General features: G+C 66.4%; 21 protein-coding genes. 16 read left to right on the top strand and 5 right to left on the bottom strand.

Translation table 11 applies throughout. From position 1 onward, the window contains the following. The first annotated feature begins 46 nt into the window (after window positions 1-46). From IFT55_RS02860 to IFT55_RS02815, 10 genes are all read left to right on the top strand, one after another. Complete coding sequence (locus tag IFT55_RS02860) at window positions 47-994, top strand: ArsR/SmtB family transcription factor (protein WP_192088903.1); 948 nt, start codon at window positions 47-49, stop codon at window positions 992-994. Further along, window positions 991-1,932 carry a methylenetetrahydrofolate reductase [NAD(P)H] gene (metF, locus tag IFT55_RS02855; protein WP_192088894.1) on the top strand — a complete coding sequence of 314 codons (942 nt, stop codon included), beginning with the start codon at window positions 991-993 and terminating at the stop codon, window positions 1,930-1,932. Before IFT55_RS02860 ends, metF begins: the two co-directional genes overlap by 4 nt. A gap of 156 nt (window positions 1,933-2,088) precedes the next feature. After that, window positions 2,089-3,138, top strand: coding sequence for a homocysteine S-methyltransferase family protein (locus tag IFT55_RS02850; RefSeq protein ID WP_192088891.1), 1,050 nt, complete (start codon window positions 2,089-2,091; stop codon window positions 3,136-3,138). A gap of 171 nt (window positions 3,139-3,309) precedes the next feature. Next, entirely contained in the window at window positions 3,310-6,000 is a 2,691-nt protein-coding gene (gene metH / locus IFT55_RS02845; protein WP_249403535.1) for a methionine synthase, read from the top strand. Window positions 6,001-6,210: 210 nt separating this feature from the next. Next, the gene (locus tag IFT55_RS02840) at window positions 6,211-6,594 is read left to right on the top strand and encodes a MerC domain-containing protein (RefSeq protein ID WP_249403534.1); all 384 of its coding nucleotides are present in this window, start codon (window positions 6,211-6,213) and stop codon (window positions 6,592-6,594) included. 40 nt (window positions 6,595-6,634) lie between these two features. Beyond that, window positions 6,635-7,111 (top strand): Fur family transcriptional regulator, encoded by a 477-nt coding sequence (locus IFT55_RS02835; RefSeq protein ID WP_192088885.1) that lies wholly within the window; start codon window positions 6,635-6,637, stop codon window positions 7,109-7,111. A gap of 83 nt (window positions 7,112-7,194) precedes the next feature. Further along, window positions 7,195-9,117, top strand: a complete 1,923-nt coding sequence (gene dxs / locus IFT55_RS02830; RefSeq protein WP_192088883.1) for a 1-deoxy-D-xylulose-5-phosphate synthase — start codon at window positions 7,195-7,197, stop codon at window positions 9,115-9,117. After that, complete coding sequence (locus tag IFT55_RS02825) at window positions 9,114-9,533, top strand: hypothetical protein (protein ID WP_192088881.1); 420 nt, start codon at window positions 9,114-9,116, stop codon at window positions 9,531-9,533. Before dxs ends, IFT55_RS02825 begins: the two co-directional genes overlap by 4 nt. Before the next feature lie 28 nt (window positions 9,534-9,561). After that, entirely contained in the window at window positions 9,562-9,780 is a 219-nt protein-coding gene (locus IFT55_RS02820) for an AbrB/MazE/SpoVT family DNA-binding domain-containing protein (protein ID WP_192088879.1), read from the top strand. Beyond that, on the top strand, window positions 9,777-10,175 hold the full coding sequence (locus IFT55_RS02815) for a PIN domain-containing protein (protein WP_192088877.1): 399 nt from the start codon (window positions 9,777-9,779) through the stop codon (window positions 10,173-10,175). Before IFT55_RS02820 ends, IFT55_RS02815 begins: the two co-directional genes overlap by 4 nt. A gap of 3 nt (window positions 10,176-10,178) precedes the next feature. Here IFT55_RS02815 and IFT55_RS02810 read toward each other — a convergent pair whose 3' ends face one another. Continuing rightward, entirely contained in the window at window positions 10,179-10,850 is a 672-nt protein-coding gene (locus IFT55_RS02810; protein ID WP_192088875.1) for an RBBP9/YdeN family alpha/beta hydrolase, read from the bottom strand. Window positions 10,851-11,021: 171 nt separating this feature from the next. Between IFT55_RS02810 and IFT55_RS02805 the strand changes: the two genes are divergently transcribed. The 5 genes from IFT55_RS02805 (at window position 11,022) to proC (ending at window position 14,117) form a co-directional block, all read left to right on the top strand. Then, entirely contained in the window at window positions 11,022-11,840 is an 819-nt protein-coding gene (locus IFT55_RS02805; RefSeq protein ID WP_192088873.1) for a TlyA family RNA methyltransferase, read from the top strand. Further along, entirely contained in the window at window positions 11,837-12,391 is a 555-nt protein-coding gene (locus IFT55_RS02800; RefSeq protein ID WP_192088871.1) for a TspO/MBR family protein, read from the top strand. Before IFT55_RS02805 ends, IFT55_RS02800 begins: the two co-directional genes overlap by 4 nt. A gap of 39 nt (window positions 12,392-12,430) precedes the next feature. Continuing rightward, window positions 12,431-12,739, top strand: coding sequence for an accessory factor UbiK family protein (locus IFT55_RS02795; RefSeq protein ID WP_192088869.1), 309 nt, complete (start codon window positions 12,431-12,433; stop codon window positions 12,737-12,739). 77 nt (window positions 12,740-12,816) lie between these two features. After that, the gene (locus IFT55_RS02790) at window positions 12,817-13,317 is read left to right on the top strand and encodes a YbjN domain-containing protein (RefSeq protein WP_192088867.1); all 501 of its coding nucleotides are present in this window, start codon (window positions 12,817-12,819) and stop codon (window positions 13,315-13,317) included. Beyond that, entirely contained in the window at window positions 13,314-14,117 is an 804-nt protein-coding gene (gene proC / locus IFT55_RS02785; RefSeq protein ID WP_192088863.1) for a pyrroline-5-carboxylate reductase, read from the top strand. The genes IFT55_RS02790 and proC overlap by 4 nt, the downstream gene beginning before the upstream one ends. 9 nt (window positions 14,118-14,126) lie before the next feature. On the opposite strand, the gene IFT55_RS02780 is transcribed toward proC, so the two are convergent. Together IFT55_RS02780 and IFT55_RS02775 are read right to left on the bottom strand one after the other, a co-directional pair. Beyond that, the gene (locus tag IFT55_RS02780; protein ID WP_192088861.1) at window positions 14,127-14,909 is read right to left on the bottom strand and encodes a GDSL-type esterase/lipase family protein; all 783 of its coding nucleotides are present in this window, start codon (window positions 14,907-14,909) and stop codon (window positions 14,127-14,129) included. An 11-nt stretch (window positions 14,910-14,920) separates the two neighbouring features. Beyond that, the gene (locus IFT55_RS02775) at window positions 14,921-15,421 is read right to left on the bottom strand and encodes a MarR family winged helix-turn-helix transcriptional regulator (RefSeq protein ID WP_249403533.1); all 501 of its coding nucleotides are present in this window, start codon (window positions 15,419-15,421) and stop codon (window positions 14,921-14,923) included. A 58-nt stretch (window positions 15,422-15,479) separates the two neighbouring features. Here IFT55_RS02775 and IFT55_RS02770 point away from each other — a divergent pair, with 58 nt between their 5' ends. Then, window positions 15,480-16,568, top strand: a complete 1,089-nt coding sequence (locus IFT55_RS02770) for a branched-chain amino acid aminotransferase (protein WP_192088857.1) — start codon at window positions 15,480-15,482, stop codon at window positions 16,566-16,568. 16 nt (window positions 16,569-16,584) lie between these two features. Here IFT55_RS02770 and IFT55_RS02765 read toward each other — a convergent pair whose 3' ends face one another. Both IFT55_RS02765 and IFT55_RS02760 read right to left on the bottom strand, forming a co-directional pair. Beyond that, on the bottom strand, window positions 16,585-17,124 hold the full coding sequence (locus tag IFT55_RS02765; protein WP_192088855.1) for a hypothetical protein: 540 nt from the start codon (window positions 17,122-17,124) through the stop codon (window positions 16,585-16,587). An 83-nt stretch (window positions 17,125-17,207) separates the two neighbouring features. Then, window positions 17,208-18,386, bottom strand: coding sequence for an acetyl-CoA C-acyltransferase (locus IFT55_RS02760; RefSeq protein ID WP_192088853.1), 1,179 nt, complete (start codon window positions 18,384-18,386; stop codon window positions 17,208-17,210). Between the last annotated feature and the right edge of the window lie 80 nt (window positions 18,387-18,466).

The following is an 18,466-nucleotide window of genomic DNA, read 5'->3' as shown; positions in this document are numbered from 1 at the left end:
GACGGGACGATTGACGCCATATAAAGATTTCTTTATATCGGTTGCCATGGTTCCGGCCCTCGATATCCTGCGCGCGGCGAGCGACGCGACCCGGTTGCGGGTACTGGCGCTGTTGCGCACGATGGAGCTGTCGGTGGGGGAACTGGCACAGGTGCTGGGGCAGAGCCAGCCGCGTGTCAGCCGTCACGTCAAGATCCTGTGCGACGCGGGTCTTGCGATCCGGCGCAAGGAAGGCAGCTGGGTGTTCGTCGCGTTGGGATCGCCCGCGATCGTCACGCCGTTGATCGAGGCGATCGACGCGTGGCTGCCGGAGGGGGATCACTGGCGGCTGGCCGATACCGCGCGGCTGGCGGCGGTGCGCGCCGACCGGGCGGCGGCGGCGGCGCAGTGGTTCGAGGCACATGCCGACGAATGGGACGCGATCCGTTCGCTCCATGTCGCGGAGGAAGCGGTGGAAGCCGCGATGGTCCGCGCGCTGGGACCGGGGGCGATCGACCTGCTGGTCGATATCGGCACCGGCACCGGGCGGATGATCGAACTGTTCGGAACACAGGCGCGGCAGGCGATCGGGATCGACCGCTCGTCCGAAATGCTGCGGCTGGCGCGGGCCAAGCTGTCGACGCTGGACCAGGTCGAGTTGCGACAGGCCGATCTGTACGCGCTGCCGCTGGCGGCGGGGGTCGCCGATGCGGCGGTGCTGCACCACGTACTGCATTTCGCGCAGCATCCCGGCGCGGCGATCGCGGAGGCGGCACGAGTGCTGGGTCCGGGCGGACGGTTGTTGATCTGCGATTTCGCGCCGCACGAGCGTGAGGAACTGCGGCTGCGCGACGCGCATGCGCGGCTGGGATTTTCGGACGAGCAGATGCTCGGCTGGTTCGCCGATGCCGGCCTCGCTCCCGTCTCGATCGAGACGCTGGAGGGGGCGGAGTTGACCGTGAAACTATGGATGGGACGCCGCAGCGACGGCGTACGAAAGGTGAAGGCGGCATGACGTTCTCGGTTCCGCAACTCGAAGAGGCGCGTCGCGCGCTCGACGCGCCACTGTTCGCCGATCTGGCGGGCGACTGCGCGGTCAGTTTCGAATTCTTTCCGCCCAAGAACGACCGGATGGAATCGGCGCTGTGGGAAACGGTGCGTGCGCTGGAACCGCTGGAACCGCGTTTCGTCTCAGTCACCTACGGTGCCGGCGGATCGACGCGCGAGCGGACGCATGCCACGGTCGCCCGTATCGCGCGCGAAACCGCGATGCCCGCCGCCGCGCACCTGACCTGCGTCGAGGCGACGAAAGCGGAGATCGATCAGGTCGCGCAGGAATATTGGGCGGCGGGCGTGCGCCACATCGTCGCACTGCGCGGCGATCCGCCCACGGCCGGCGCGGCATTCGCGGCACACCCCGACGGCTATGCCAATGCGGCGGCGCTGGTCGCGGGACTGAAGCGGCTGCACCCGTTCGAGATTTCGGTCGCGGCCTATCCCGAATGCCATCCCGATTCGGCGCATCAGGCGGCGGACCTCGACAATCTGCGCGCCAAGCTGGACGCCGGGGCGACGCGGGCGATCACGCAATTCTTCTTCACGCCCGAAGCGTTCTTCCGCTTCCGCGACGCCGCCGCCGCCGCGGGTATCTCGGCCGATATCGTGCCGGGCATCCTGCCGGTGTCGAACGTGGCGCAGGTCCGCAAGTTCGCCGGGCTGTGCGGCGCGGCGATCCCCGACTGGATGGACCGGCTGTTCGAGGGGCTGGACGATCATCCCGGCGCGCGGCAACTGGTCGCGGCGACCGTCGCAGCGGAAATGTGCCGCAAGCTATATGCCGGCGGGGTGCGCGATTTCCATTTCTACACGCTCAACCGCGCCGAACTGTCCTATGCGATCTGTCACCTGATGGGGTTGCGGCCAAAGGCGAAGCCGGTCGCCGTCGCGGCCTGACCTATAATTCCAGCAACGCCGTTCATGCTGGGTAGCGACTAAGCGCAGACGAAGGCCCGTATCGAAGCACTGTAGCAGTCCTTCGATACGCCCCTCCGACAGGCGCAGTGGCTACTCAGGACGAACGGGGTGGCTTAAACCATCTGGAACCGAACCATGACCACCGTCCGCCAACGACTGAACGCCGAAGCCGCCCAGCGCGTGCTCATCACCGATGGTGCGTTCGGGACAGAAATCCAGAACTGGAAACTGTCCGAAGCGGATTATGCCGGATCGCTGGGGCTGACCCACGATCAGAAGGGCAATAACGATATCCTCGCGCTGACGATGCCGACGGTGCCGGAGACGATCACCCGTGCCTATCTGGATGCCGGGTCGGATATCGTGTCGACCAACACGTTCAGCGCGAACGTCATCAGCCAGGCCGATTACGGCGCGGAGGCGCTGGTTGCGGACATCAACATCCAGAGCGCGCGGATCGCCCGCCGGCTGGCCGACGAATATCAGGATCGCGACGGGCGGCCGCGCTTCGTCGCCGGGGCGATCGGGCCGACCAACAAGACGCTGTCGCTGTCGCCCGACGTCAACGATCCCGGCTTCCGTGAGATCGACTTCGATTACCTGAAGGCCGTGTACCGCGAACAGGCCGACGCGCTGGTCGCGGGCGGCGTCGATTTCATCCTGATCGAAACGGTGTTCGATACGCTGAACGCGAAGGCCGGGGTGATGGCGGCGCTGGAAGCCGGCGATGCGCTGGGCCGCGATCTGCCGATCATGTTGTCGATGACGCTGACCGACCTGTCGGGGCGTAACCTGTCGGGGCATACGGTCGAGGCGTTCTGGCACGCGGTGCGCCATGCCCGGCCGGTGACGATCGGGCTGAACTGTTCGTTCGGCGCGGAGCAGTTGCGCCCGCACGTCAAGGTGCTGTCGGAAATCTGCGACACGCTCATCATGGTCTATCCCAATGCCGGCCTGCCCAACGAACTGGGCGCGTATGACGAGGAACCGGCGACAACCGCCGCGTTGGTCGGCGACTGGGCGGACCATGGGCAGGTCAACATCCTCGGCGGATGCTGCGGATCGACGCCCGCGCATATCAAGGCGATGGCGGAGCGGGTACGGGGCGTGACGCCGCGCCGGGTGCCGCAGGTCGCGGTGAAGACCCGGCTGGCCGGGCTGGAGCCGTTCACGATGGCGGCGTAAGGGCCGCTTCCGGGAGAAGACGCCAAGATCTTCCCCGGCACGGAGCAGGAGCCATCCGCACGATGGCGAAGGGGGGTCTTCGCCATCGCTACCGTTTCGTTCGTGGGAGACCCCCCTCCACCAGCAGAAGGCTGGTCCCCGCTCCGCCGTGCGGGGGGATTGGAACACCGAATGACCAACGCTTCGACCAACTTCGTCAATATCGGCGAACGCACCAACGTCACCGGCTCCGCCCGTTTCAAGAAGCTGGTGATGGCCGGCGATTATGCCGCCGCGGTCGAGGTCGCGTTGCAGCAGGTGGAGTCGGGTGCGCAGGTGCTCGACGTCAACATGGACGAAGGGCTGCTCGACGCGCACCACGCCATGACGACCTTCCTGAAACTGATCCAGGCCGAACCCGACATCGCGCGGATTCCGGTGATGGTCGACAGTTCGAAATGGGACGTGATCGAGGCGGGGCTGAAATGCGTCAGCGGCAAGCCGATCGTCAATTCGATCAGCATGAAGGAAGGCGAGGCACAGTTCCTCGACCATGCCCGCAAATGCATGAATTACGGCGCGGCGGTCGTCGTGATGGCGTTCGACGAGGTGGGGCAGGCGGATACCAAGGACCGCAAGGTCGAAATCTGCGCCCGCGCGTACGACCTGTTGATGACGATCGGCTTTCCGCCCGAAGATATCATCTTCGATCCCAACGTGTTCGCGGTGGCGACGGGGATCGAGGAGCATAACAATTACGGCGTCGACTTCATCGAGGCATGCCGCGAGATCAAGGCGCGCTGCCCGCATTGCCACATCTCGGGCGGGCTATCGAACCTGTCGTTCAGCTTTCGCGGGAACGAGCCGGTGCGCCGGGCGATGCATTCGATCTTCCTCTATCACGCCATTCCGGCGGGGATGGACATGGGGATCGTCAACGCCGGGCAGCTGGACGTGTACGACACGATCGACCCCGAACTGCGCACCGCGTGCGAGGACGTCATCCTCAACCGCGATCCGGGATCGACCGACCGGCTGATCGCGCTGGCGGAAAAGTACAAGGGCACCGACGCGGTCGCCGAAAAGGCCGCCGCCGAATGGCGCAGCCTGCCTGTGACGAAGCGGCTCGAATATGCCTTGGTCAAGGGGATCGACGCGCATGTCGTCGACGATACCGAGGAATGCCGCCAGCAGTTCGCCCGGCCGATCGAGGTGATCGAGGGGCCGTTGATGGACGGGATGAACGTCGTCGGCGACCTGTTCGGATCGGGCAAGATGTTCCTGCCACAGGTCGTCAAATCGGCGCGCGTGATGAAAAAGGCCGTCGCCCATCTGCTGCCCTTCATCGAAGCGGCGAAGGAACCCGGCGCCAAGGGCAAGGGCAAGATCATCATGGCGACCGTGAAAGGCGACGTGCATGACATCGGCAAGAACATCGTCGGCGTGGTGTTGCAGTGCAACGGGTTCGACGTGGTCGACCTGGGCGTCATGGTGCCGTGGACGCGTATTCTTGAGGCAGCGAACGAGAACGACGCTGACATGATCGGCCTGTCGGGCCTCATTACCCCGTCGCTGGACGAGATGGTGACGGTGGCCGAGGAGATGAAGCGCGCGGGGATGACGATGCCGCTGCTGATCGGCGGCGCGACCACGTCGAAAGTGCATACCGCGCTGCGCATCTCGCCCGCCTATGACGGACCGATCGTCCACGTCCTCGACGCGTCCCGGGCGGTGGGCGTGGCGACCACGCTGGTCAGCGATACCGGGCGCGACGCCTATGTCGATCAGATCGCGGCCGATTACGAAGCGGTGCGGGTCGCCCGCGCGGGCAAGGGGCAGAGCGAGCTGACCCCGATCGCCGCCGCGCGCGCCAATCGCTTCGCCGCCGATTTCTCGCAGAAGCCCGCCGCCCCCGCGATGCCCGGCCGGCACGTGTTCGACGATTGGGACCTTGCCGACCTGCGCCAGTATATCGACTGGACGCCGTTCTTTCGCGCATGGGAACTGGCGGGCAACTATCCCGCGATCCTGACCGACAAGGTCGTCGGCGAAAGCGCCACGTCGCTGTTCGAGGATGCGCAGGCGATGCTCGACCGGGTGATCGCGGAGAAATGGCTGACGGCGCGCGGGGTCGCGGCGCTGTGGCATTGCCGCGCGGTCGGCGACGACGTGGTGATCGACGTGCCCGCCGAACAGATCGAACCGGCGATCGAGGCGGGGCGGGTGTCGCCATTGTCGGGCGTGCCGCACGGCTTTTCGACGCCGCTCCAGATCGATCACGCGACCCACGCCATCCGCATGCCGTTCCTGCGGCAACAGGTGCAGAAGCGGGAAGGGCGGCCGAACATGTGCCTGTCCGACTTCATCGATCCGGCGGGCGACTGGATGGGCGGGTTCGCGGTCGGCATCCACGGCATCGATCCGCACATCGCGCGATTCAAGGCCGAGAACGATGATTATCAGGACATCCTGCTGAAAGCGCTGGCCGACCGGCTGGCGGAGGCGTTCGCCGAACGGCTGCACCATCATGTCCGTACCGTGCTGTGGGGCTATGCCCCCGACGAGCAATTGACCAACGAGGCGATGATCCGCGAGCAATATCGCGGCATCCGCCCCGCGCCCGGCTATCCGGCGTGCCCCGAACATAGCCAGAAACCGATCCTGTTCGAGATGCTGGGCGCTACCGAGGCGACCGGGATCACGCTGACCGACAGTTTCGCGATGCTACCGACGGCGGCGGTGTCGGGCTTCTATTTCGGCCATCCCGACAGCGCCTATTTCGGCGTGGCCCGGATCGGCCGCGACCAGTTGGAGGACTATGCGGCGCGGCGCGGCGTGAGCCACGAACAGGCGGAGCGGTGGCTGCGACCGAATCTGGACTGACGGGAGTGAGGGCGTTCGACGCATTCAAACCCGATGCGTCGATACATCCCGTTCTTGCTGAGTCGCCGTGAAGCCTGTCGGAATGGCTACTCGGCATGAACGGTTTGGTTGGTTTGTCGCTCGGTCTTCTGCGTAGAACGCACGACGCAACGCCCGAAAATTCGCCGACGATATGTTGTAACTTCGCCTTACCGATGCCATAACGGCGGGATGCAAGGTTCGACCGCCCGTTTCTCGATGCTGCACGACGGTCGACTCGACCGGCTGGGCATTGCGCTGTCGGGGCTGTGCGCGGTGCATTGCGTGATGAGCGTGATCCTGATGACGCTGGTCGCGTCGGTCGGTGGTGCGCTGTTGCATCCCGCGATCCACGAAGTCGGGCTGGTACTGGCGATCATCCTCGGTGCCGCCGCGCTGGGCATGGGCATCATCCGCCACGGCTATATGCTGCCGGCCGCGATCGGTGGGCTGGGGCTGGGCGTAATGGCCGGTGCCGCAAGCATCCCGCATGGCGATATGGAAACGGTGTGGACGCTGACGGGCGTCGCGCTGCTGGCGCTGGGGCACGATCTGAACCGGCGCGCCGCCGCCTGACCGGGTTGCCGCCGGGGGGCGGCACGCTTATCTTCGCCGTATGGCGCACGAACATCACGATACCAACGGTCCTGCCTGGAACAAGGCGGCCGAAACCGCGCTGACCCGCGCCGGCGAGCAATGGACCGCGATGCGCGCCAGCATCTTCGACGTGCTGGCCGGGTTCGACAAGCCCGCCTCCGCCTATGACATCGCCGATGCCGTATCGAAGGCGCAGGGGCGGCGCGTGGCACCCAACAGCGTCTATCGCATCCTCGACCTGTTCGTGAACGCCAACCTTGCGCGTCGGGTGGAGAGCGCCAACGCGTATCTGGCCAATACTCATCCCGATTGCATCCACGACTGCATCTTCCTCGTGTGCGACCAGTGTGGACAGACGACGCATCTGGACAACGATCCGATCACGCGCAGCGTGCGCGATGCGGCATCGGGTGCGGGCTTCCGGACCGCGCGGCCGGTCATCGAAGTGCGCGGCACCTGTGCGGAATGCGATGCAGCGCCGGTGCAGGTTTCTTGAAATTCCCGCGACGGGTGTGCGGTTTAGTACCCGGTAGGTCGCCGGCAATCGACAGGAACGAACGGCTGCGATAAGCACGGTCGATGGCCGATCCACTTAGCACGCCGCTGCTCGATACCGTACAGACCCCCGCCGACCTTCGGAAGCTCGCCCCCGGCGACTTGCGACAACTCGCGGACGAGTTGCGACAGGAAACCATCAGCGCGGTCGGAACGACCGGCGGGCACCTCGGATCGGGACTCGGCGTGGTCGAGCTGACCGTGGCGATCCATTATGTGTTCGACACGCCCGCCGACCGTTTGGTGTGGGACGTCGGGCATCAATGCTATCCGCACAAGATCCTGACCGGACGGCGCGACCGTATCCGCACGCTGCGGCAGGGCGGCGGGCTGTCGGGTTTCACCAAACGGTCCGAAAGCGAATACGACCCGTTCGGCGCAGCGCACAGTTCGACGTCGATTTCGGCCGCGCTTGGCTTTGCGATCGCAAACAAGATCGCGGGCACGTCGGGCAAGGGTATCGCCGTGATCGGCGACGGCGCAATGTCGGCGGGCATGGCGTATGAAGCGATGAACAACGCCGAACAGGCGGGCAACCGGCTGATCGTGATCCTGAACGACAACGACATGTCGATCGCGCCGCCGGTCGGCGGGCTGTCGGCCTATCTGTCGCGCATCGTGTCGAGCCGCGAGTTTCTCGGCATCCGCGAAACGTTGAAGAAGATCGTGCGCAAGCTGCCGCGTCCGCTGCACACCGCCGCGCGCAAGACCGACGAATTCGCGCGCGGCATGGCGACCGGCGGTACGTTGTTCGAGGAACTGGGCTTTTACTATGTCGGTCCGATCGACGGTCACAATCTCGACCATCTGATCCCGGTGCTGGAAAATGTGCGCGACGCGGAGGAAGGCCCGATCCTGATCCATGTCGTCACGAAGAAGGGCAAGGGATATGGCCCGGCAGAGGCGGCGGCGGACAAATATCACGGCGTCCAGAAGTTCGACGTGATCACCGGCACGCAGGTCAAGGCGCCCGCCGGCCCGCCGCAATATCAGAACGTGTTCGGCCACACGCTGGCGAAGCTGGCTGAGACCGACGATCGGCTGTGCGCGATCACGGCGGCGATGCCGTCGGGCACCGGGCTGGACCGGTTCGCGAAGGCGCATCCCGACCGGTTCTTCGACGTGGGCATCGCCGAACAGCATGCGGTGACCTTTGCCGCCGGGCTGGCCGCACAGGGGATGCGGCCGTTCTGCGCGATCTATTCGACGTTCCTGCAACGCGCATACGACCAGGTCGTCCACGACGTGTGTATCCAGAACCTGCCGGTGCGCTTCGCGATCGATCGCGCCGGGCTGGTCGGTGCCGACGGCGCGACGCATGCGGGCAGCTTCGACGTGACCTATCTTGCGACCCTTCCCAACATGGTGGTGATGGCGGCGGCGGACGAGGCCGAACTGGTCCACATGACTTACACTGCCGCTTGCTACGACAGCGGCCCGATCGCGGTGCGCTATCCGCGCGGCAACGGCGTCGGCATCGCACTGCCCGATGTTCCCCAGCGGCTGGAGATCGGCAAGGGGCGGCTGGTACGCGAAGGGCATAAGGTCGCGATCCTGTCGCTCGGCACCCGGCTGGAAGAAGCGATGAAGGCGGCCGAGGTGCTGGAGGCGAAGGGGCTGTCGACGACGGTCGCCGACTTGCGGTTCGCCAAGCCGTTGGACGAAGCGTTGATCCGCCGCCTGCTGACCAGCCACGAGGTCGCCGTGACGGTCGAGGAGGGCGCGATCGGCGGGCTGGGCGCACACGTGCTGACCTATGCCAGCGACTCGGGACTGATCGACGGCGGGCTGAAGCTGCGCACCATGCGCCTGCCCGATGTGTTCCAGGACCAGAACGGCCCGGCAAAGCAATATGACGAAGCCGGGCTGAACGCCCCGCAGATCGTCGATACCGTGCTGGCCGCGCTGCGCTGGAACGAGGCCGGGGCGACCGAAGTCCGCGCGTGACCGGCGGGCAGAAGGCCGCCGCGATCATCGCGCTGGTGGTGATCGCGATGGCGGCGTTCAACTGGTCGCTGTGGCGGCGGCTGAAGGCGGCGCAGACGCAGCGCATCGGGTGGACCGATGCAGACTTCGACGCGATGCTGGTGGCGGGCGGTGTCTCGCCGACGATCCCGCCGGTCGTCCGTGCGGTGGTCGCGCCTGCCTATGGCGCGGACATATCGCCGCATCCCGACGACGACTTCGCCCGGTTTCTGGCGGTCGACGTCGAAGAGGTGGAGGACATGGTGGCCGACGCCTTTCGCCGCCTCGGCCTGCCGATGCCGACCACTGCCGATCCCGAACGCCTGCCGGTGATGAAGGACGTCCGCGATCTGGCGGAGTATCTCGATTCGGTTGTCAGGCGGCAGCCGGCGACGTAGCATCGCGCCCGACGAAGGAGGCCGGCGCATGAAGATCGAACGGATCGGCGAGCAACTGGCGGTGATGATCCCCGCCGACGTGGCGGCGCAACTGGGGCTGCACGAAGGCGACGTGGTGGAGGTCCGGGCGGCGGACGATGTGGCGGGCCAGACCGACCGCGCTGCCGCGATCGATGTGATACGACGATTGGCGCGGCCGCTGCCGGCCGATTATCGGTTCGACCGGGATGAAGCGAACGCCCGGTGAGCCATGCTTTTTTCGACACCAACATTCTCATCTACGCATTCGGAACGACGGAAAAATCCGCACGCGCACAACAGGTGCTGTCGGCCGGCGGTGTCGTCGGCGTGCAGTCGCTCAACGAATTTACCGTGGTCGCCCTGCGCAAGCTGAAACTCGACTGGCCGACGATCCAACAGGGTCTGGCGGCGATCCGCGTCCTCTGCCCGACGATCATCCCACTGACCGACCCAATCCATCGCGACGGGCTACGCATCGCGCAACGCTATCGCCTTTCGATCTACGACAGCATGATCGTCTCGGCGGCGCTACAGGGCGGTTGTACCCGGCTGTGGAGCGAAGACCTGCAGGACGGCCTCCGCATCGACGAACGACTGACCGTCGCCAACCCGTTCGGCTGAGCGCTACCGCCCCAGATAATGCCCCTGCGCCGCGTCGGTCGCGCTGACCGCCAGTACAGACCGGGCTTCGGAGGGTGACCGCACGTGACCGCGACCATCGCCGGATGCCGCGACGACCCGGTCGAGCAGTTCCTGCCCCTCTTCCCACCATCCGATACCGCTGGCGGCGTTCAGATGACCCTGTGCGCCGGCATCGACGAAGTGGCTGCCCCAGTCGACCGCCATCGAATGCGCGCGTTCGATCGACACCCATGGGTCGTCGCTGGATGCCACGACGATCGACGGGAACGGCAGGGCGAGGCGGGGGGACGGAGCAAAGCCCTGCAATTCCTGCGGCGCACCGGCCCGGTCGACATCGGCGGGGGCGACGAGCAACGCACCCGCGACCGGCCAGCCATAGGGCTGTCCCGAAAGTTGCGCCCACCATGCGACCGCCAGACATCCCAGCGAATGCGCCGCCAGCACCACCGGGGCCTGTGCTTGCCGGATCGCCTGATCCAGTTTCGTCACCCATGCATTGCGATGCGGGCGCGACCACATGCCCAGTTCGACGCGGCCGGTGTCGGGCCGCGACTGTTCCCACAGCGTCTGCCAGTGCGAGGGGCCGGAGCCGTTGAGGCCGGGCACGGTGAGTACCGTCGGCATACCGGTCGGATCGGACGAAAACTGCGCCATCGTCATGCTCCATCGAAACGGTGGAAACCGCCCCGTCCGGCTTAGGGAACGGATTGGGCCGGGTCCGGTTTCCTGACACCGAAGATATTCCTACCGCGCGGATAGGCAATAGGGCGTTCGCCGAATCGAACGCCGCTTGCGGCGGGCGGAAAGCCGCGCCATGCACGCGCCATGGCAAAGGTGCGTGCAGACCAGCTTCTCGTCGATCGCGGCATGGCGGAAAGCCGGTCGCGGGCGCAGGCGCTGGTGATGGCCGGACTGGTGTTCGTCGGCACCCGCAAGATCGACAAGCCGGGGCAACAGGTCGCCGACGATGCGGTGCTCGACGTACGCGGGCGCGATCATCCATGGGTATCGCGCGGTGGGATCAAGCTGGCGCACGGGCTGGATCATTTCGGCTGGACCGTCGACGGCGCGGTCGCGATCGATGTCGGGTCGTCCACCGGCGGCTTCACCGACGTGCTGCTGACGCGCGGTGCGGCACGGGTGTACGCGGTCGACAGCGGCACGAACCAGCTTGCATGGAAGCTGCGGCAGGACCCGCGCGTGATCGTCCACGAACAGTTGAGCGCGCGGCTGCTGACCGATGCGCACATTCCCGAACCGGTCGATCTGGTCGTGTGCGACGCCAGTTTCATCGGTTTGGCGAAAGTGCTGGCAGTGCCGCTGGGTTTCGTACGGCCGGGCGGGCGGCTGCTGGCACTCATCAAGCCACAGTTCGAGGCGGGCCGCGGCGAAGTCGGCAAGGGCGGGGTGGTGCGCGACCCGGCGGTGCATGACCGGGTGTGTCGCGAAGTCGCCGAATGGTTGACGGGCCTTGGCTGGGAAGTCGTCGGCGTCGATCCCAGCCCGATTACCGGACCCGAAGGCAATATCGAGTTCCTGATCGCCGCTTCGTCGCCGGTGGACCACGCTTTGACTTGCAAAGAACCGTCGCAGCCAGCAAGCACGCGCCCGGACGACGGGACCGACGCTTGGGAGACGGCATGAGCGAGCTTGCATCGAAGGGTCAGTTACGGTCGGGCTTCTTGCGCTGGGCGGTCGTCATGGTGCCGTTGATCCTGTTGCTGGGGTTCGCGTCGGGACGATTGGTCCCGGTGGGCAGCGAAAACCGCTGGTATCAGATGCTGACGCTGCCGGCGGTGCGTCCGCCCGACTGGGCGTTCGGGGTCGCATGGACGATCATCTATATCCTGCTGGGCTTCGCGGTCGCGATCATCCTGAACGCGCGCGGCGCGCGGGGGCGGGGGATCGCCGTCGCGCTGTTCGTCGTGCAACTGGCGCTCAATCTGGCGTGGACGCCGTTGTTCTTCGGCGCGCATCAGGTGTCGTCGGCGCTGGTGCTGATCGAGGTGCTGTTCGTGCTGGTGCTGGCGACGACGTTCGCGTTCGGCCGCATCCGGCCGCTGGCGGCGTGGCTGCTGGTGCCATATCTGGCATGGCTGGTGATCGCGACCGCGCTGAACTGGCAGATCGACCGGCTCAATCCCGATGCGGAAACCCTTGCGTCGCCGCCCGCCTCCACCCAAATCGAGCTTTGAGGCCGGCGCGACGCCGCACCCGCTGAAAAGGATAGTTTCATGCAGTCCGACAACCGTCTGTTCGACGATTTCGCCAAGTTCGTGAACGGCGCGGCCGGCACCATCGCCGGCATGGCACGCGAAGGCGAGGCGGCGGCGCGTGAGCGGGCCAAGACGTTCCTCGGCGGCATGGACTTTGTCAGCCGCGACGAGTTCGAAGTGGTCAAGGCGATGGCGGTCGCGGCGCGTGACGAGGCGGATACGCTGCGTGCCCGTCTCGACGCGCTTGAGGCGAAGGACCGCCCGTCGCCCGCTCCGTTTGCCGGCGAACCGGCCGACAGCCCAGGCGCTGGCGAAGGCGCGCTCTGAAGTTATCCACGCTTTTCCGTTCTTCCGCCCGTGTCGCGACGCGTGACGACGCGTGCGCGGGCGGCTAGAACAGGGAAATGATGTTGGACGAAACGGAAGACGATGGCGACGACGCCGCGCCGATCGATACGCTGGAACGGTTCTTTTCGGCGCATGGATGGAAGCACGAGCGTGATGGCGACGAGATCGTCGGCCACGTAAAGGGCAGTTGGACCGAGTTCGAGCTGCGCGCGATCTGGCGGGCCGAGGACGGCGTGCTGCAGTTCCTCGCGCTGCCCGATATTCGCGTCGCGGACGAACGGCGGCAGGCGATCTACGAGACGATCGGCCTGATCAACGAACAATTATGGGTCGGCCATTTCGAGCTGTGGTCGTCCAGCGGCATCCTGTTGTACCGCCACGCCGCGATGCTCGGCGAGGAACCGGTGCTGACGATCGACCAGACCGAAGCGATGATCGACGCCGCGATCGACGAATGCGAACGCTTCTACCCGGTGTTCCAGTTCGTGCTGTGGGGCGGCAAGACCCCGGCGGAGGCGATTGCCGCATCGATGATCGAGACGCAGGGCGAAGCATGACCGGCGACGGCGCGCTGTGGCTGATCGGTTGCGGGAATATGGGCGGCGCGATGCTCGACCGGTGGATTGCCGACGGGATCGATCCGACGCGGATCACCGTCGTCACGCGCGGCGCCCGTTCGGTGCCCGCCGGGGTCACGCACGTCACGACGCTGCCCGACGGGCCGGCGCCTGCGATCGTGGTACTGGCGATCAAGCCTCAACAGATCGACGATATCGCGGCAATGCTGGCGCCGTCGATCGCGGGCGCGCCGTTGCTGGTCTCGATCCTCGCCGGGGTCGAGGAGCAGGCGCTGCGCCGCCGTTTTAATGTCGGCGCGATCGTCCGGGCAATGCCCAACCTGCCGGTCGCGATCGGACAGGGGGTGGTGGCGCTGCATTCGCATTCGGGCGATGCGTCGGCGCGGACGACGGCGGAGGCGCTGATGCGCCCGCTGGGGCTGGTCGAGTGGATAGACGATGCCGCGCTGTTCGATGCGGTGACGGCGTTGTCGGGCTGCGGTCCGGGCTTCGTGTTCCGCTTCATCGACGCGCTGGCCGCGGCGGGCGCGGCGTTGGGATTGCCGGCGGATCAGGCGCAGCGGCTGGCGATTGCCACCGTACAAGGGTCGGCGACGATGGCAGCTGGCGCGGACGTGCCGCCAGCGACGCTCGCCGACCGCGTAGCCAGCCCCGGCGGATCGACGCGCGAAGGGCTGAACGTGCTGGACGATGGCGACGCGCTGAAGCGTTTGTTGGCCGATACGCTGGCAGCGTCCGAACGGCGCAATGCGGCGATGGCGGCTGCGGCGCGCGGGTAGGGCACGGCGCTACCGCTGCAGCACCTTCTCCAGCGTGGCGGCGACGACTGGTGCCATCCGGGCATAGCCCGCCGCGATCGGATGGACGCCGTCGTCCGACCATGATCGTGCCAGCCGGCCGCGATCGTCGACCAGCACGGACCAGTAATCGGCATAGCCATAGCCCCGATCGCGGCAGAACGCGCGCAGCCAGTCGTTGAGCGCGATCAGTTCCGCCGGGTTGCGGTCGCTCAGCACCCCGCGCGCGGCGTCGGTATAGTCGTGGACCGGAAGGATCGATCCGAACACCACTCGAATGTGGTGCCGCTCGGCAAGGTCGGCCATCGCCGTCCAGTTGCGCTCGATCTGCTCGCGCGTCGGGCGTTGCAGCACGCCGTGGACATCGTTGATCCCGGCAAGGATCACGACCGCTTCGGGGTGCAGTGCGACGACATCCTGCTGAAAGCGCAACACCATCTGCGCCGTCACCTGACTGCCGATCCCGCGGTTCACATAGGGGCGTCCGGGAAAATATCGCGCAAGATCCCATCGGTCGGTGATCGAGTCGCCGATGAAGACCACCCGCCGTTCGCCCGCTCGTGGCAGGCCAAGCGCGCGGTTGGCGTCGGCGTACAGATATTGTTCGCCGAAATCGGTCATCAGGCTGGGGATCAGCGCCTGCCGGAACGGACCCAGCCATGGCCCCCAATCGCGTTCGGCGATGGTCTTGCGCGGCGGGGCGCTTTGATAGTCCGGTTCCTTGGCTGCCGCGCCGGACGCGATCAGCGCAAGCGCGGGCAGCAGGCGGAGCATCCGGCCCACCGCTACCGCCCCAGCCGGGCTACCGCCGCCTTGTCGCCCGGCGGGATCAGCCCTTCCAGCACCGCCCAGAAGCCGCTGACCGCATCCTGCCCCGCCCCCGAATAGGCGCGCGACAGTTTCGCGCTCAGCATGTCGTACAGCCGCGCTTCCAGCGCTTTCCCTTCGGTCGTGAGGCGCAACAGCCGGCGGCGGGCGTCACGGTCGCCCGCGCGGCTTTCGACCAATCCGCGCGTCGTCAGGTCGGTCAGCACCCGGCCGAGCGATTGCTTGGTGATCGCCAGCAATCGCAACAGGTCGCTGACCGACAGGTCGGGGCGTCGCGCGATGAAGTACAGCGCGCGGTGATGCGCCCGGCCCAGTTTATGCCGGTCCAGTTCCTCGTCGATCGTACGCGTCAGGTGGCTGTAGCCGAAGTACAGCAGTTCGATGCCGCGCCGGACTTCGGCTTCGCGCAGGAACAGGGCGGATGCGGCCTGGGGCGGGGACTGGGTTGGGGCAGTCATGTTGACCTGTTCTGCCATCCGTCCTACCCCGCCGCAAGCACGGATACAGAGAGACGCCATGACCCAGCCGACCTTCGCTTTCAGCCCACATGCGACCCCGGTCGAGGCGAGCGAGCGCGCGGGGCGGATCGTCAATCCGGGCTTCGGACGGGTGTTCACCGATCACATGGCGACGATGCGCTGGTCGGAAGGCAAGGGCTGGCACGATCCGCAGATCACCGCGCGCGCGCCGATCGTGATGGACCCGGCATCGGCGGTGCTGCACTATGCGCAGGAGATTTTCGAGGGGCTGAAAGCCTATTCACTCGACGATGGCGGCATCGCGCTGTTCCGGCCCGAAGCCAATGCGGCACGGTTCCAGCGGTCGGCGCACCGGCTGGCGATGGCCGAACTGCCCGAACGATATTTCCTCGATTCCTGCCGCGAACTGACGCTGGCCGAGCGCGACTGGATTCCGGGCGGAGAGGGCAGCGCGCTGTACCTGCGTCCGTTCATGATCGCGAGCGAGACGTTCCTCGGCGTCAAGCCGTCGGCCGAATATCTGTACTGCGTCATCGCGTCGGCGGTCGGCAATTACTGGCCCGGCGGCGCGAAAAGCGTGTCGCTCTGGGTGTCGCGCGAATTCACCCGCGCCGCGCCGGGCGGCACCGGCGATGCGAAGTGCGGCGGCAACTATGCCGCCAGCCTGCTGGCCCAGTCCGAAGCGATCCGGCAGGGCTGCGATCAGGTCGTGTTCCTCGATGCGGTCGAACGCCGCTGGGTCGAGGAACTGGGCGGCATGAACATCTTCTTCGTGTTCGACGACGGCACGATGCTGACCCCGCCACTGACCGGAACCATCCTGCCGGGCGTGACCCGCGATTCGATCCTGACGCTGGCGCGCGATCAGGGGATCACTGTCGCGGAGGAACGCTATTCGATCGACCAGTGGCAGGCCGATGCCGCCAGCGGCCGGTTGGTCGAGGCGTTCGCCTGCGGCACGGCGGCGGTGGTCACACCGATCGGCAAGGTGTCGTCGGCGGACTTCGCGTTCCAGATCGGCGACGGCCAGCCGGGCGCACGCACGTCGCAACTGTCGAAGCGGCTGACCGATATTCAGCGCGCGCGCAGCGACGATCCGCACGGCTGGGTCCAGCGGATCGCATAACGCGGCGGGCGTCCGGTCAGTCGAGCGGGCGCTTGTAGTAATGGAACGGCAAATAGCTTGCGACATGCGTCCATCCTGCCGCGTGCAGGCGGTCGGCGTCGCTGCCGGTGCCGATGCGGCGGCAATATTCCCATTTACGGTCGGACGGTCGAAAGATCAGCGTCAGCACACCGATGCCGACCAGTTCGTTTCCGTCGCGTCCCTCTTCGGCGAGAATGCGCATCTCGTTGAACGCGGTCGCGCCGCCCCTGATGATTTCGGACGGCTGGCGATCGTCGTCCCCGGCCGTCAGGCTGCGGAACCGCTGCTGTGCCGCTTGTTTGCTGATGCCCAGCGCGTCGCCGATCTCGGTCCAGCTCATTTCCGCCCGCCGCGCGGCGTCGATCCAGCGGTGCAGCGACAGCCGCGCTTCATCCGCAACGATATGCGCGGCAACGATCGCGTCGGCATAGCCCGCGCGATCCTCGCCGACGAACGGCGGCTGACGCTCGGCCGCCCAGTCGAGGACGATCTTGGTCGCGCGTTGCCGTAGCGCGGTTTCCTCGGCAATGTTCATGCTGTTCTCCGTCAATGAAAGGCTGACGAAACGTCAATCCTTCATTGACGTGCGATCGTCAACCGATTCCTGACGGGCAATCGTCACAGCACTTCGAACAGCCCCGCCGCGCCCATGCCGCCGCCGACGCACATCGTCACCACGACATGGCGCACGCCGCGCCGCTTTCCTTCGATCAGGGCGTGGCCGAACATCCGCGCGCCCGACATGCCATAGGGATGCCCGATCGCGATCGCGCCGCCATTCACGTTCAGCCGCTCGTCGGGAATCCCCAGCCGGTCCTGACAATATAGCACCTGCACCGCGAATGCCTCGTTCAGTTCCCACAGGCCGATATCGTCGGTCTTCAGCCCGAAGCGTTCGAGCAACTTCGGCACGGCGAATACCGGTCCGATGCCCATCTCGTCGGGCTTCGTCCCCGCCACCGCCATGCCGACATAGCGGCCGAGCGGCGTCCGTCCGCGCGCGACGGCGATCCTTTCCTCCATCAACGCGCAGGCGGACGATCCGTCGGACAACTGGCTGGCATTGCCGGCGGTGATGCACGCCGTATCGCCCAGCACGGGCTTGAGCGCGCGCAATCCGTCGAGCGTGGTGTCGGCGCGATTGCCTTCGTCCTGCGTCAGCGTCACTTCGTGCTGCGACACCTGCTTCGTCGCCTTGTCGGTCACCTGCATCGTGGCGGTGACGGGGACGATTTCCGCATCGAAGCGTCCGGCGGCCTGTGCGGCGGCGGTGCGCTGCTGTGACCGCAACGCATATTCGTCCTGCCTTTCGCGTGGGATCGCATAGCGTTGCGCCACGACCTCCGCCGTCTGGAGCATCGGCATATAGATGTCGGGGTGCATCGCGACCAGTTCGGGGTCGAAGCCGATCCGCATCTGCGGCGTCTGGACCATGCTGACCGATTCCACGCCGCCCGCGATACAGATATCCATCTGGTCATCGACGATCTGTTTGGCGGCGGTGGCGATCGCCATCAGTCCGCTGGCACATTGCCGGTCGATCGACATGCCCGCGACGCTGGAGGGAAGACCGGCGCGCAGCAGCGCCTGTCTCGCGATATTCCCCGCCTGATGCCCCTGCTGCAACGCCGCCCCGAACACCACGTCGTCGACCTCCGCCCCATCGATCCCTGCGCGTTCGACGGCGGCCCGGATCGCATGGCTGGCGAGCGTCTGCGCCGGCAACGCATTGAACGCCCCGCGATAGGCGCGACCGATCGGGGTGCGGGCGGTCGAGACGATGACGGCGGAGCGCATGGCAGATCCTTTGAAAGACGGACCGCCAGTCATAACGGCACTGGCGTCGGCCATGCAAGACGCGGCGCACCCGACTTCCG

Source organism: Sphingomonas sp. CFBP 13720, from assembly GCF_014842075.1.
Lineage (GTDB): Bacteria > Pseudomonadota > Alphaproteobacteria > Sphingomonadales > Sphingomonadaceae > Sphingomonas.
This window is presented reverse-complemented; position numbering and strand designations above follow the sequence as displayed.